The sequence below is a fragment of the Streptomyces sp. URMC 126 genome (assembly GCF_051386555.1).
Taxonomy (GTDB): domain Bacteria; phylum Actinomycetota; class Actinomycetes; order Streptomycetales; family Streptomycetaceae; genus Streptomyces.
Genome location: NZ_JBPQTX010000003.1, coordinates 63,015 through 76,539, shown reverse-complemented (window position 1 = coordinate 76,539; position 13,525 = coordinate 63,015). Strand labels below are relative to the sequence as shown.

General features: G+C 75.2%; 11 protein-coding genes and 1 pseudogene. 4 read left to right on the top strand and 8 right to left on the bottom strand.

Annotation, left to right across the window (positions count from 1 at the left end; genetic code table 11):
- The 3 genes and pseudogenes from ACSNOK_RS01120 to ACSNOK_RS01110 form a co-directional block, all read right to left on the bottom strand.
- Positions 1–596, bottom strand: a pseudogene (locus ACSNOK_RS01120) (hypothetical protein); the annotation flags it as partial.
- Between the two features lie 257 nt (positions 597–853).
- The gene (locus ACSNOK_RS01115) at positions 854–1,492 is read right to left on the bottom strand and encodes an HAD family hydrolase (RefSeq protein WP_436778613.1); all 639 of its coding nucleotides are present in this window, start codon (positions 1,490–1,492) and stop codon (positions 854–856) included.
- A gap of 98 nt (positions 1,493–1,590) precedes the next feature.
- A complete protein-coding gene (locus tag ACSNOK_RS01110) occupies positions 1,591–2,895 on the bottom strand; it encodes an MFS transporter (protein ID WP_436778612.1) in 1,305 nt (434 codons plus the stop codon).
- A 411-nt stretch (positions 2,896–3,306) separates the two neighbouring features.
- Between ACSNOK_RS01110 and ACSNOK_RS01105 the strand changes: the two genes are divergently transcribed.
- Both ACSNOK_RS01105 and ACSNOK_RS01100 read left to right on the top strand, forming a co-directional pair.
- Complete coding sequence (locus ACSNOK_RS01105) at positions 3,307–3,768, top strand: MarR family winged helix-turn-helix transcriptional regulator (RefSeq protein WP_436778611.1); 462 nt, start codon at positions 3,307–3,309, stop codon at positions 3,766–3,768.
- A gap of 30 nt (positions 3,769–3,798) precedes the next feature.
- Positions 3,799–4,251 (top strand): N-acetyltransferase family protein, encoded by a 453-nt coding sequence (locus ACSNOK_RS01100; protein WP_436778610.1) that lies wholly within the window; start codon positions 3,799–3,801, stop codon positions 4,249–4,251.
- A gap of 37 nt (positions 4,252–4,288) precedes the next feature.
- Here ACSNOK_RS01100 and ACSNOK_RS01095 read toward each other — a convergent pair whose 3' ends face one another.
- Positions 4,289–5,053, bottom strand: coding sequence for a TetR/AcrR family transcriptional regulator (locus ACSNOK_RS01095; RefSeq protein ID WP_436778609.1), 765 nt, complete (start codon positions 5,051–5,053; stop codon positions 4,289–4,291).
- Positions 5,054–5,146: 93 nt separating this feature from the next.
- Here ACSNOK_RS01095 and ACSNOK_RS01090 point away from each other — a divergent pair, with 93 nt between their 5' ends.
- A complete protein-coding gene (locus ACSNOK_RS01090; RefSeq protein ID WP_436778608.1) occupies positions 5,147–8,353 on the top strand; it encodes a BTAD domain-containing putative transcriptional regulator in 3,207 nt (1,068 codons plus the stop codon).
- Here the strand turns inward: ACSNOK_RS01090 and ACSNOK_RS01085 are convergent.
- The 4 genes from ACSNOK_RS01085 to ACSNOK_RS01070 form a co-directional block, all read right to left on the bottom strand.
- Entirely contained in the window at positions 8,337–9,098 is a 762-nt protein-coding gene (locus ACSNOK_RS01085) for an ABC transporter permease (RefSeq protein WP_436778607.1), read from the bottom strand. The genes ACSNOK_RS01090 and ACSNOK_RS01085 overlap by 17 nt on opposite strands.
- Positions 9,095–10,072, bottom strand: coding sequence for an ATP-binding cassette domain-containing protein (locus ACSNOK_RS01080; RefSeq protein ID WP_436778606.1), 978 nt, complete (start codon positions 10,070–10,072; stop codon positions 9,095–9,097). Before ACSNOK_RS01080 ends, ACSNOK_RS01085 begins: the two co-directional genes overlap by 4 nt.
- 196 nt (positions 10,073–10,268) lie before the next feature.
- Entirely contained in the window at positions 10,269–11,396 is a 1,128-nt protein-coding gene (locus tag ACSNOK_RS01075; protein WP_436778605.1) for a pyridoxal-phosphate-dependent aminotransferase family protein, read from the bottom strand.
- Between the two features lie 76 nt (positions 11,397–11,472).
- On the bottom strand, positions 11,473–12,903 hold the full coding sequence (locus ACSNOK_RS01070) for a serine hydrolase domain-containing protein (RefSeq protein ID WP_436778604.1): 1,431 nt from the start codon (positions 12,901–12,903) through the stop codon (positions 11,473–11,475).
- Between the two features lie 127 nt (positions 12,904–13,030).
- On the opposite strand from ACSNOK_RS01070, the gene ACSNOK_RS01065 reads away from it, so the two are divergent.
- On the top strand, positions 13,031–13,480 hold the full coding sequence (locus tag ACSNOK_RS01065; RefSeq protein ID WP_436778603.1) for a MerR family transcriptional regulator: 450 nt from the start codon (positions 13,031–13,033) through the stop codon (positions 13,478–13,480).
- Positions 13,481–13,525 lie beyond the last annotated feature (45 nt).

Sequence of the window (13,525 nt, the reverse complement as noted above, 5' to 3'; positions counted from 1 at the left end):
GGCGGCTTGGGCGGCTTGGGCGGGGCGGCGGGGGTTCGGGTGTCCTCGGGTGGTTCGGGGTGGCCGCCGGGGCGCTGCGCGCCGTCGCCGTCGCCCGGGCGCGCTCCGGTGCCTTCGTCGGCTCCTTGGTGAGCCGATGTGTGACGCCGGGAGTCGTTCCGCTCGGACCGGTCGGCCCGGTCCCGGCCGGATCCGGACAGCTCGGCGTCCACAGGGGCGGAGCCCGCGCCCGTCGCGCCGCCTCGGCCGCCCGGCGCGCCGCCCGTGCCACCGCGACCGCGCCGGGCGCCCCGCCCGGAAGCGGGCTCCGGTGCCTCGGCGGTGTCCTCGACGGCGGTAGCGGGCCGGGCCCGGCGCCGGGCGCCCGCGCGGCGAGCGCCGCGTATGGCCGTGGTGGCGTCGGGGCGCCGGGAGCGGGCCGAATCGTCCGTCTCGGACGGCGGGTACGGAGGGGAGGCCGGCGCTTGCCGGTCCCGGTGGTCCGGCGCGGGCGGGCCGCCGGCCGCCGGGGGCCTGCCGGGCGGGGTGAACCAGCCCCAGTCGGCTCGCCTGCCGTGGGTGCCGCCTTCGGGCGACGGGCGGCTCGGAGCGTCCATTCGTCTCTCGCCTCGACCATCTCTCGTCGGTCCGCGCACCCCGGCCGAGCCGGCGGTGCCCGTGATCCCCTGGGGATGATGGGGTGTTCGGTGCCGGGTAGCCTGCCAGCCCGCGCCGCCGCCGCGGCCGATTCGCCGAACTCCACCCGGTGGGCGGTCGATTGCGGTTATGGTTCCCGGTTCGAACGGACGGATGGATGGGCTACGCACGGGCGGGCCGCCGGCCCCTCCCGCGCGCTCCCGCGCTCGCCCCGTTCCTAGGCCCGACCGCCCCCGACCAGCGCGTAAGCCTCCCTGAGATCAAGGCCGTCGTACGCGTGCGAGGCGACCTCGCGGACATGGTGATCGGCGTTCACGGCGACGGACACGGGGACGGCGGCGAAGAGCCGGGCGTCGGACATCGAGTCGCCGTACGCGACGCAGTCGGCGCGCGTGAGCCCGTACGCGGCGCAGAGCCCGTCCGCGATCCGCACCTTCGCGTCGGCGTTCAGGATCCCCGCCGGGTCCACCGGCTCGCGGAACGGTACGGCGGGCCACCGCGATCCGTGGGCGGCGTGGGCGCCCCAGCCGGTCAGGCGTTCCACGAAGAACTGGGGGGACAGCGAGATGACCGCGCAGCGCTCGCCCCGGGCCGCGATGTCCGCCCACACGTCCTTGATCCCGGCCAGCCACGGCGCGTTCTCGAAGGCGGCGGTCACCACGGCGTCCGTCAGCGCCTCGCCCCACAGCGCGCAGGCGGCCGTCGCGAAGCCCACCGGGTCGATCAGTCCGGCGGCGAAGTCCCGTTCCAGGGCGTCGATCTCGCGCTCGCAGCCGAGCTGCCGGGATATCTCGACCGCCGCCGCCGAACCGTGCAGGAGGGTGCCGTCGAGGTCGAACAAGTGCAGTCTGCTCATGCCGGGAAGCGTAGGCGCGGGCGGGGCCGCCCTCCGAGGGGATTTCCCCGGAGGACGGCCCCGCCCGCGTCCGTCGTCGAGTCGGCCGCCCGGGTCCGTCAGCGCCCCGCGACGGCGGCCGGCCGCCCGCCGGAGGCGTCCGCTCCGGTGTCTCCGGCGGAAGCTCCGGTGTCTCCGGCGGAAGAAGCCGCCGAAGCGTCCGCCGACCGCGCGGCGACCAGGCCGCCCCGCCCGGCACCGGCGGAGGCACGGCCGGCGTCCGTCCGCCGCTCCAGGCCGGCGGAGACGAGGGCCAGGACGAGGGCCCCGGCGGTCATCGCCGCGCCGGCCCAGGTGGGCGTCGTGTAGCCGAAGCCGGCCGAGATGACCAGCCCGCCGAGCCAGGCGGCGATGGCGTTGCCCAGGTTGAAGGCGCCGATGTTGCCGGCGGAGGCCAGGGTCGGGGCCGCGGCGGCCTGGTCGAGCACCCGCTTCTGCAGCGGCGGGACGGTCGCGAAGCCGAAACCGCCGATCAGGGGCAGGGCGATGGCCGTGGTCACCTTGTTCTCCGCGGCCAGCGGCAGCAGCGCGAGGGCGAGGGTCAGCCCGCCGAGCGCGGTGAAGAGCATGGGCATCAGGGCGCGGTCGGCGAACCGGCCGCCGATGAGGTTGCCGCCGAACATGCCGACGCCGAAGAGGACCAGGAGCCAGGTCACCGACGAGGGCGCGTACCCGGCGACGTCCGTGAGCACCGGCGCCATGTAGGTGCTGAGGGTGAAGACGCCGCCGAAGCCGAGGACGGTCATGGCCATCGCGAGCAGCACCTGCGGGTTGCGGAAGGCCGCGAGCTCCCCGGAGACCGGGATCCGCTCAGGGTGCGGGAGCCGCGGGACGAGGGTGGCGATGCCCAGCATGGCGAGCAGCCCGAGGCCGGCGATGACGGCGAAGGTGACGCGCCAGCCCGCGCTCTGGCCCAGCAGGGTGCCGAACGGGACGCCGACGATGTTGGAGACCGTCAGCCCCGAGAACATCATCGAGATGGCGCCCGCCTTCTTCTGCGGGGCGACCAGCCCCGCCGCCACGATCGCGCCGATGCCGAAGAACGCGCCGTGCGCGAGGGAGGCGACGATCCGGCCGGCGAGCATCACGCCGAACACCGGGGCCACGGCGGACAGCGCGTTGCCCACGGTGAACAGGCCCATCAGGGAGATCAGCATCTTCTTGCGGGAGACGCGGCTCCCGACGATCGCGAGAATCGGGGCGCCCAGGACGACGCCGAGCGCGTAGCCGGTGGTCAGCCAGCCGGCGGTGGGAACGGAGACGTGGAATTCCTCCGCCACCTCGGGGAGCAGGCCCGAGGTCACGAATTCGGTGGTGCCGATACCGAAGGCGCCTATGGCGAGCGCCAGCAGGGCGAGGGGCATGAGGGGTCCTTGGGTCGGGGGTCTTCCGGTGGGGCCGCGTGCGGTGGTGGCGTCCGGGTTTCCCCGCCCGGCGCACACCCGTGTTCTCGGCCGAGCCGCACATCCCGTACCCGGGCTTCATGCACGCAGCTCTAACCGGCGTCCACAATAGTTGCAGACGCGGGATACGTGCAAGCGCGGGCTATTGCATCCGGGAGATATCCTGGTGACGGCGGCCCCGGAGACCGCCCCGAGACCCCTACGCCCGTACGCCCTACGCCCCACGACCCCGCGCCCGTGGACTCGCGGCCCGCATCCGCACCGCGCCGCCGGACGACCGACGCCGACGACACGCGCCGGACCGCGAGCGCCGAGCGCCGGACCGCGGACGACGGGCGGCGGGTGACAGACGACCGATCGAAGGAGGGCCCCATGACCCGCACCCTGGACCCCGCGCTGGCCGGCCTGGCACAGGGCTGGTGTGCGCTCTCCGCGCTGCACGGCCGGATCGAAGCGCACATCGAGCGTGCGCTCCAGGCCGCGCACGGTCTGAGCGTCCGCGAGTTCTCCGTCATGGACGTGCTCAGCCGGCAGCACAACGGCGAGGGCGGCCATCTGCGCATGAACGAGGTGGCCGACGCGGTGGTGCTGAGCCAGAGCGCCACGACACGCCTGGTCAACCGGCTGGAGGACCGCGGCCTGCTGACCCGCTACCTGTGCCTCACCGACCGGCGCGGCATCTACACCGACGTCACCGAGGCGGGGCTCGCCCTGCTGGCCGAGGCACGTCCGACCAATGACGCGGCCCTGCGCGAGGCGCTCCGGGAAGCCGCCGCACGGCCCGAACTCGCCCCGCTGGTCGCCGCCGTGGAATCTCTCGCTCCGGCCTCGTGACGGCGCCGGACCGCGCATAGGGTCGCGATCATGAGCGACATCGAGTTCCGGCGCGCGACCGCCGACGACATCCCCGCCATCGTGGCCATGCTGGCCGACGACCCGCTCGGCTCCCGCCGGGAGTCCCCCGACGACCTGGCCCCCTACCTGGAGGCGTTCCGCGCGCTGGACGCCGACCCCAACCAGCACCTGACCGTCGCCGTCCGCGACGGCCGCACCATAGGCAGCCTCCAGCTCACCGTCATCCCCGGCCTCTCCCGGCGCGGCGCCAAGCGCGCGCTCGTGGAGGCGGTCCGCGTCCACGCCGACGAACGCGGGAACGGCATCGGCGGCCGGTTCATGCGGTGGGCCATCGAGGAGGCCCGCCGCCAAGGGTGCGTACTGCTCCAGCTCACCTCGGACGCGACCCGGGTGGAAGCGCACCGCTTCTACGAGCGGCTGGGCTTCGAGGCGTCGCACCTCGGCTTCAAGTACCACCTCTAGGGCGCTCGCGACCGCCACGACGCCCCGGGGCCTCTCGCTACCGGGAGCTTCGCTCGCGCAGGCGGTCGCGGTGCGCCTTCTGGCGGCACGCCCCGCCGCAGTACCGGGCAGGCCGACCGGTGCGGGCGGCGGGCAGCTTGGCCCCGCACACCGGACAACCGGTTTCGTTACGCCGGACCGGGGCTCTGGGGGGAAGTTTCGTCACGTTCCGGCCGGGCCGCAGGGCGTCGCACACCAGGGCCGTCATCCGCCCGGGCTCCTCGTGCGCGCCCCGCCGCTGCTCCATCGACAGGCAGCCGAGCAGGAGGGCCAGGACGTCGTCCAGAGTGACGTCCCGCCGTACGGCACCGGCCAGTTGGGCCCGGGTCAGCAGCACGTCCAGGGCCTCTCGGAAGTCCCGCTCCACCCCCGGCGACGGGTCGAACCGGCCCTCCGCGCTCGCCTCCAGGGCGTCGCACAGGCCCTTGTTCCGCGCCGACAGGCGGACCACCGACGCGAGGTAGCGGAAGAACACCGGCCCGGGTTCGGCGGCATCCGCCAACTCCCTTGCGGTGTCCGTGAACAACCGCACCCGGTCCACCACCGTCGCCCTGAACAGGGCTTCCTTGGACGGGAAATGCCGGTACACGGTTCCCGCGCCGACCCCGGCCCGGCGCGCGATCTCGCCCAGCGGCACGCCCAACCCGGCCTCCTCGAAAGCCGATCGGGCGGCTTGGAGGACGAGCTGACGGTTGCGGCGCGCGTCCGCCCGGAGCGGAGCGGTCCGGGCGGAGGAGGGCTCCGGAACGGGATTCCGCGACATGCCGACGGGCCTCACAGAAGAGCGGGGAGAAAACGGGACATGGATTCCGATTCTAACCCGGGGGCCGAGGTGGGTGCGTGGCAAAATCAACGGGTGCAGATCGGGTTGCTGGGACCGTTCGAGATACGCACGGACGACGGGGGCCTGACCGACGTGCCGGGCGCGCGGCTGCGCGCGCTGCTGGCCGCCCTCGCGCTCCGGCCGGGCCGGGTGGTCCCGAAGGCCGCGCTCATCGACTGGATCTGGGGGGACCACCCGCCCGCCGACGCGTCCAACGCCTTGCAGCGGCTGGTCTCCCGGCTGCGGAAGGCGCTGCCGGACGGGCTGGTGGAGGGCCGGCCGGACGGCTACCGGCTGGCCGTGGAGCCCGACGCCGTGGACGCCGTGCGGTTCGAACGCCTCGTCGGCGCGGCACGGTCCCGTACCGAGGACGGCCCCCTCCGGGCGCGGCTGCTGCGCGAGGCCCTCGGCCTGTGGCGCGGCGCGGCCCTCCAGGACGTCGCGCTGCGGGACAGCGCCGCGTTCGACGCCGCCGTCGGGCGGCTGGAGACGTTGCGCCTGACCGCCACGGAGGACCGGCTCGACGCGGAGATCGCCCTCGGGCACGGCGCGGAAGCGGTCCCGGAGCTCACCGACCTGGTGGCGGCCCACCCCCTGCGGGAACGTTTCGTCGCCGCGCTGATGCGGGCCCTCGTCGCGGCCGGCCGCGACAGCGAGGCGCTGCTGGTGTACGAGCGCGCGAGGCAGGCCCTGGCCGACGCGCTGGGCGCCGATCCGTCGCCCGAGCTGTCGGCGCTGCACGTCGCGCTGCTGCGCGGCGGGACGGACCGGCCGACGCGGGCCCCGAAGACCAACCTGCGCGCCGAGCTCACCACCTTCGTCGGCCGGGAACCCGACGTCGCCGCCGTCCGTGACCTCGCGGCGGCCCACCGGCTCACCACCGTCATCGGTCCGGGCGGCTCGGGGAAGACGCGGCTCGCCACGGAGACCGCGCGCACGCTGCTCGACAGGCTGCCGGACGGCGCCTGGCTGGTGGAGCTCGCCCCCGTCGGCGCGGACGGCGGTGTGGCGGACGTGGCGCAGGCGACGCTCGCCGCCCTCGGCCTCCGGGACACCCTGCTCGGCGGCGCCCCCGACGCGGAGCCCGCGGACCGGCTGGCCGCCGCGCTCCGCGACCGGGAGGCGCTGCTGGTCCTGGACAACTGCGAGCACGTGATCGAGGCGGCGGCCGTCCTCGCCCACCGGCTGCTCGGCGAGTGCCGGCGGCTGCGGATCCTGGCGACGAGCCGGGAACCGCTCGGCATCACCGGCGAGGCGCTGTGGCAGGCCGAGCCGCTGGCCCTGCCGGAGGAGGACGCGGATCCGGACCGGATCGCGGCCTCGCCCGCCGTCCGCCTGCTGCGGGACCGGGCCGGGGCCGTCCGCCGTGACCTCGCGGACGACGGCCGGACGCTGGCGACGATGGCGCGGGTCTGCCGGGCGCTGGACGGGATGCCGCTGGCGATCGAACTGGCCGCGGCCCGGCTGCGCACCCTGTCCGTCGACCAGCTCGCGGCGCGGCTCGACGACCGGTTCCGCCTGCTGACCGGCGGCAGCCGCACCGCCCTGCCCCGGCACCGGACGCTGCGCGCGGTCGTCGACTGGAGCTGGGAACTGCTCACCGACGCCGAACGGACGGTCCTGCGCAGGCTCTCGGTGTTCGCGGGCGGGGCGACCCTGGAAGCGGCGGAACGCGTCTGCGCGGACCCCGCGGCGGACGCCGCCGGTACCGTCCGCCGCGACGAGGTGCTCGAACTGCTCACCGCGCTCACCGAGAAGTCGCTCCTCCGCGCGGACGGCGAGGGCGCTCCCCGCTACCGCATGCTCGGCACGATCAAGGAGTACGCCGGACAGCGGCTCGCCGAGGCGGACGAGGCGGAGCGCACCCGCCGCGCCCACCTGGCGTACTACACCGAGCTCACCGAGACCGCGGACCCGCACCTGCGCCGTGCGGAGCAACTGGAGTGGCTGGCCGTACTGGAGGCCGAGCGCGACGACATCGGCGCGGCGATGCGCGGCGCCCTCGCGGCGGGCGAGGCCGAGGCGGCGATGCGGCTCGCGGTGGGCGCGGGCTGGTACTGGTGGCTCGGCGGGCACCGGGCCGAGGGCATCGAGCTGGTCACCGCGGCCGCCAGGATGCCCGGCGAGGTGAGCGACGGGATCAGGGCCCTGGCCTACGCGCTGGTCGTGCTGTTCCTGGGCGGCGGGCGGGGAGACGAGCGCGATGTGGAGAAGTGGATCCGCGAGGCGTACCGGCTCGCCGGGCGGGGCGGGGACCGCAGCCCGATGCTGGGGTTCATAGCCCCCTTGGAACTGATGCTGCGGGAACCCTCCGCGTCCCTGTCCGCGTTCGAGACGCTGCTCGACGACGAGGACCCATGGGTGCGCGCGATGGGCCGGTGGCACCTGGGCAAGACGCGGGTCATGCTCGGCCGGGGCGATCGGGAGGCGGACGCGTACCTGGAGGAGGCGGTCGCCGAGTTCCGGGCGCTGGGCGAGCGGTACGGCATCGCCATCTCCCTCACCATGCTCGCGGACCGGATCACCGTGCGCGGCGATTTCGCGACCGCGTGCGCGCACTACGAGCGGGCGGCCGAGGCCGTCACCGCGATCGGCGCCGTCGAGGACGTCATCCTGATGCGGACGCGGCAGGCGCGGCTGTACCGGCTGCTCGGCGACGAGGACGCCGCCGCGGCCGCCCTCGCCGAGGCGGAGCGGTGCGCGGAACGGGTCGCCTGGCCGGACGCGCTGATCGACCTGGCCCTGGCGAAGGCCGAGTTCGCCCGCTGGGACGGGGACGCCGAGGAGGCGCGCCGACAGCTCGGTATCGCCACGGCCGTCTGGGGCGACGGCACGGGACAGGCGAACCTCCGCGTGACGCGCCACGATCTGCTCGGCTACCTCGCCGAGGACCCGGAGGAGTCCCGGGCGCACCGCGCGGCGGCCTGCGCGGCCGCCGCCGAGACGGGGTACCCGCTGACGATCGCCCACGTGCTCGTCGGCGTCGCGGACCTGGCACTGCGCCGCGGCGCGTACGAGCAGGCGGCGCGGCTGCTCGCGGCGAGCACCCGGATACGCGGCCTGCCGGACCGCTCCCATCCGGACGCGCTCCGGATCGAACGGGAGGTGCGGGAGCGCCTCGGCGACGCGGGGTTCGCCGAGGCGGTCGGGGAGACCGGGGAGGCAGGAGAGACCGGGGGGTCCGGGGAGGCGGGCCGGGCCGGCTGGGCCGAGCTGGCCGAGATCACGCTCGCTTCCTGAACGCGGCGACCGCCCACCCGTACCCGAGGAGGGCGAGCCCGACGCACCAGGCGAGCGCCGCGGCCGCGTCGCCGCCCGACGGGTGGCCCTCCAGCAGCCCGCGCAGCGTCTCGATGACCGGGGTGAAGGGCTGGTACTCCGCGAACTGCCGCACGCCGGTCCCCATCGTGTCCGCGGGGACGAACGCGCTGCTCAGGAACGGCAGCATGATCAGCGGGACGGTGCCGAGACCCGCCGATTCCGGGGTCTTCGCGGCCAGGCCCAGCGCGACGGTGAGCCAGCCGGCCGCGAACGCGAGCAGCGTCACGAGGCCCACCACGCCGAGCCAGTCGAGGGCACTCGCGGCCGGGTCGAAGCCCAGCACGAAGGCCATCCCGACGATGACCGCGGAGGCGGCCAGACAGCGCACCGTGGTGACGACGACGTGCCCGGCCAGGATGGCGCCCCGGGAGACGTCCATGGTCTTGAACCGGTTGACGACGCCCTTCCGCATGTCGTCGTTGACGGCCGTCGAGGTGGCCCCGAGGCCGTAGCTGACGGCCATCACGAGCAGGCCGGGCGTCGCGTAGTCGATGTAGTCGCCGCCGACGGCGAACGCGCCGCCGAAGACCTTGACGAACAGCAGCATCATGACCAGCGGGAACAGGATCGCGTTGAACACCGTGACCGGGTTGCGCACGGTGTGCTTCAGGTTCCGGCGCAGCATGATCCCGGCGTCCGTGAGGGAAGTCGAGAGGGCGTTCATCGGGCGATCTCCTCCGGGCTGGTGTGCGGGGTGTGGTCGTCGCTCGCCCCGCCGGGGTGCGGGCGCCCGGTCAGGGAGAGGAAGACGTCGTCGAGGTCGGGGGTGTGCACGGTCAGCTCGTCCGCCTGGACGCCGGCCGCGTCCAGCCAGTCGAGGAGGGACCGCAGTTCGCGCTGGCTGCCGTCGCTGGGGATCCGCAGGGTCAGCGCCTCGTCGTCCGCGGTGACGTCGCGCAGCGCGCCGGCGGCGGCCCGGTACGCGGCCGGGTCGGTGAAGCGGAGGCGTACGTGCCCGCCGGGGACGAGCCGCTTCAACTCGTCGGCGCTGCCCTCGGCGGCGACCAGGCCGCCGTCCAGCACCGCGATGCGGTCGGCGAGTTCGTCGGCCTCCTCCAGATACTGCGTGGTGAGGAAGATGGTGGTGCCGTCGGCGACCAACTGGCGGACGATGTCCCACATCGTGCGCCGGCTGCGCGGGTCCAGGCCGGTCGTCGGTTCGTCCAGGAAGATGATGTCCGGATCGCCGACCAGGGTCATGGCCAGGTCCAGCTTCCGGCGCATGCCGCCGGAGTAGGACGCCGCCGGTTTGTCGGCCGCCTCCGTCAGGCCGAACCGTTCCAGCAGGCCCGCGACCACCCGGGCGGCCGGCCGCACCCGCCGCAGGTCCGCCATCAGCCGCAGGTTCTCGCGGCCGGTCAGCAGGTCGTCCACCGCCGCGAACTGGCCGGTGACGCCGATGGCCGCGCGCACTCGCCGGGTCTCGGTCGCCACGTCGTGCCCGGCGACGCGTACCGTCCCGGCGTCGGCCTCCGCCAGCGTCGTCAGGATGTTCACCGTCGTGGTCTTGCCGGCCCCGTTCGGGCCGAGCAGGGAGAAGACCGAACCCGCGGCGACCTCCAAGTCGATGCCGTCGAGCACGACGTGGTCGCCATATGCCTTGCGCAGTCCCGAGACCGCGATCGCCGAACCATTCATGGCCCTACCGTCGCCGTCGGCCCTGACAGCCGTCTGTCACGCCCCTGACACGGGCCCTGACACGGAAAAGCGGCCGACGGGCTCCTCACCCGCCGACCACCGGACCCACCGGCCGCTCACCCCACCGGCCGCTCACCCCACCGGCCGCTCACCCCACCGGCCGTTCGGCTCACCGGTGAGCCCCTCCCGCCGGAGGTCAGCCGCGCGCCGTCGCGTCCCACTCCGCGCCCGCCGCGGCCACCGCCTCGTCCGTCCCGGCGACCGCGACGCCGAGCGTCCGCAGGCCCGCCGCGAGCGCCGTCAGGGTGGCCAGCACGGTGGCGCGGGAGGCGGCCGTCCCGTAGTGGTTCACCCGGACCATCTCCCGGGCGAGCGCGCCCCCGCCCGCCTGGAGCGGCACGGAGGGGTCGGTGGCCAGGGCCGCCGCGACGATCTCCCGGGCGTCGACGCCCTCGGGCGCGCGCAGCGTGGTCGCGGCGGGCGCCGCGTGCTCGTGCCGGATCACGTACGGGGTGAGACCGCCCAGCGCGCGGACGCCGGCGCGGGTGGCGGCCCGGGCGGCCAGGTGGCGGCCGATCACCGCGTCCAGGCCCTCGGCCGCGATACGGTCGGCCGCCTGCTCCAGGGCCAGCATCTCCAACTGGGCGGGGGCGTGCGGCAGGACGGCGCGCCCTCCGTCGAGCCAGCGCTCCTTCCAGTCCAGCAGCGACAGGTAAGAGCGCCGGGGCGCGCTCTCGTTGGCCGCGATCCGCTCCCACGCCCGGGCGCTGACCGACACCGTGGACACGCCCGCCGGGCCGGCCATCGCCTTCTGTCCGCCGATGACGCACAGGTCCACCCCCCACTCGTCGGTGAGCAGCGGCTCGGCGGCGACGGAGGCGACCGCGTCCAGCATCAGCAGCGCGCCGTGCTCCCGCACCACGCGGCCGATCTCGGCCACCGGGTTGGTGTTGCCCGTGGCCGCCTCCGCGTGCACCAGGCTGACGAACTCGATCTCCGGGTGGGCGCGGAGCGCGTCGGCGACCTGCTCCGGGCTCGCCGCGCCGCTGAACGGCGCCGACACCGTGACCACGTCGGCGCCGCAGGACCGCAGCCAGCCGCCGAACGTCTCGCCGTACGGCCCGGTGATCACGTTGAGGGCGGTGCTGCCCGGGCGGACGGCCGAGCGGATGCAGGCCTCCAGCGGCAGCAGCGCCTCGCCCTGCAGGGTGACGACGGTCTCGCGGGTGCGCATCAGCGCCGCGATCTTGTCCTCGATGCGGGCGAAGTGGTCCGCGCCCAGCGGCGCGAGGTCGAGCAGGTCCGGTGCGGTGTTGGCGGTCACGGTGCCTTCCAGGATGTGGTGGCGCCGCCTCGCGGCGCCCGCCGGTCTCTGGCCCCGACCCTACGCCGGGCCCGGTTCAGCGCCAGCCGCCGTCGGCCACCCCGCCCGGCACCACGTCCCCCGGCGCGTAGGGCTCCCGGGTCAGGACGAACGTTCCGAGGTCCAAGTGGCTCACGCTGCCGTCCGGCCGGCGGACCACCCGCAGCGTCTCGCCCGCGTAGTAGGCGTCGAGGCCGGTCCAGGTGCCGTCGGCCTCGGGCCGGAACCGCGAGGCGCGGCCGCCCGCCCCGTCGAGCGGTGCCAGGTCCAGCGTCCGGTCCGCCGTCAGGCGGATCGCCAGCGCCCGGGGCCCCCAGTACCAGGGGCCGGTGAGCTCCAGCAGCGCCAGGTCCGCGTCCGGATCCGGCCGCCACGGATCCGGAATACGAGGCTCCGCCTCCGCGACGGTCTCCACCAGGCCGGCGACGAGCGCGCCGATGCCGGGCATGGACGTCTGGTTGGCGAGCGCGACGGCCGCGATCCCTTCCTCCGGGCTCGCGAGCACGGTGCCGAGGAAGCCCGGCATGGAGCCGGTGTGCCCGACCAGGACCCGGCCGCCCGCCCTGACCAGCTGGAGACCGAGGCCGTACGCCCCGCTCCAGTCCGGGTTCTGCGGGTCCACGGCGGGCCGCCGCATCTCCGCCAGGGTCGCCGCCGCGAGCACCCGGTCGTCACCGGACAACAGGAAGGCGGCGAACCGGCCCAGATCGGCCGCCGTCGACCAGAGCTGGCCGGCCGGCGCCATCAGGCCGGTGTCCGCGGCCGGTTCCGGAAGGACGACGTCCGCCCACGGGTGCACGGCCCAGCCCTGCGCGTACGGGGCCTCCGGGGCGTACGTCGTCCGCTCCATGCCCAGCGGCAGCAGCACCTCGCGGCGCAGCACCGGGTACCAGCGCTCGCCCCGGAGCTTCTCTACGAGCCCGCCGAGCAGCGCGTAACCGGTGTTGGAGTAGTGGAACAGCTCCCCCACCCGGTGCCGCTGGGGGCGCTCGCCGAACAGGTCGCCCGGCGTCGGGCGGAGCCCGCCGTCCGTCCGCTCCCACCACGGGCCGCGCGGTTCGGCGGCCAGGCCCGAGGAGTGGGAGAGCAGTTGGGCGACGGTCGCCTCGCCACCGGCCGGCGTGTCCACGTACCGGCCGATCGGGTCGCCCAGGTCGAACAGCCCCTCGTCGCGCAGCCGGAGCACGAGTACGGCGAGCAGGGACTTGGTGATCGACCCGATGCGGTACCGGGTCCGCTCCGGGTCCGGCTCGCGGCCGTCCACCGTCCCCCGCCCGGCGGCCCACACCGGCCGCCCGTCCCGTACGACCGCCGCCACCAGGGACGGGGCCCGGCCCTCGGCCTGGGCGGTGGCGACGCGGTGCAGCAGCGCCCGGCGGGTGGCGGGCAGCAGCTCCGTAAAACGGTCGGTCTCCGTGATGCCGGAGGGGCCGGTGGCGTCCGTGGGGTTCTCGTGATCGCTGGTCATTTCCGCAGCCTAAGCAGTCCGTGCGGCGGGACCTCGGCGGTACGGGGCGGCGGCCCGGGCTCCCGTCCCGTCTCCGCCCCTCCCCAGGGCTGGCCTTGACGTCCGCGTCAACGTTTACGGTCGGGTCATGCGGATCGGGGAACTGGCCGAACGGGCCGGCATCAGCACGCGCGCCCTGCGGCACTACGAGTCGCTCGGGCTCCTGCCCGCCCGCCGCGCGGGCAACGGGTACCGCGACTACGACGAGGCCGACCTGCGGCTGCTCCGCCAGATCCGTACGCTCCAGGACTTCGGCTTCGGCCTGGAGGACACCCGTCCGTTCGTCGAGTGCCTACGGGCCGGCCACCCCGCCGGCGACTCCTGCCCGGCGTCCCTGGACGCCTACCGGCGCAAGCTCGCCGAACTGGACGAGTGCATCGAGCGGCTCGCACAGGTCCGCGCCGAGGTGAGCGCCCAACTGGCGCGCGCCGAACTGGAAGCGGAGGCCGCCCTCCCGGGCGGCCCGCCGCCCCGGTGCGAACTCACGCCGTGCGAGGCGGGGGACGCGCGACGGGACGGCCGCTCCGCGCGCGGCTGAACGGGCGCGCCCCTGCCCTTCTCCCCGGTACACCACTCCACGGAG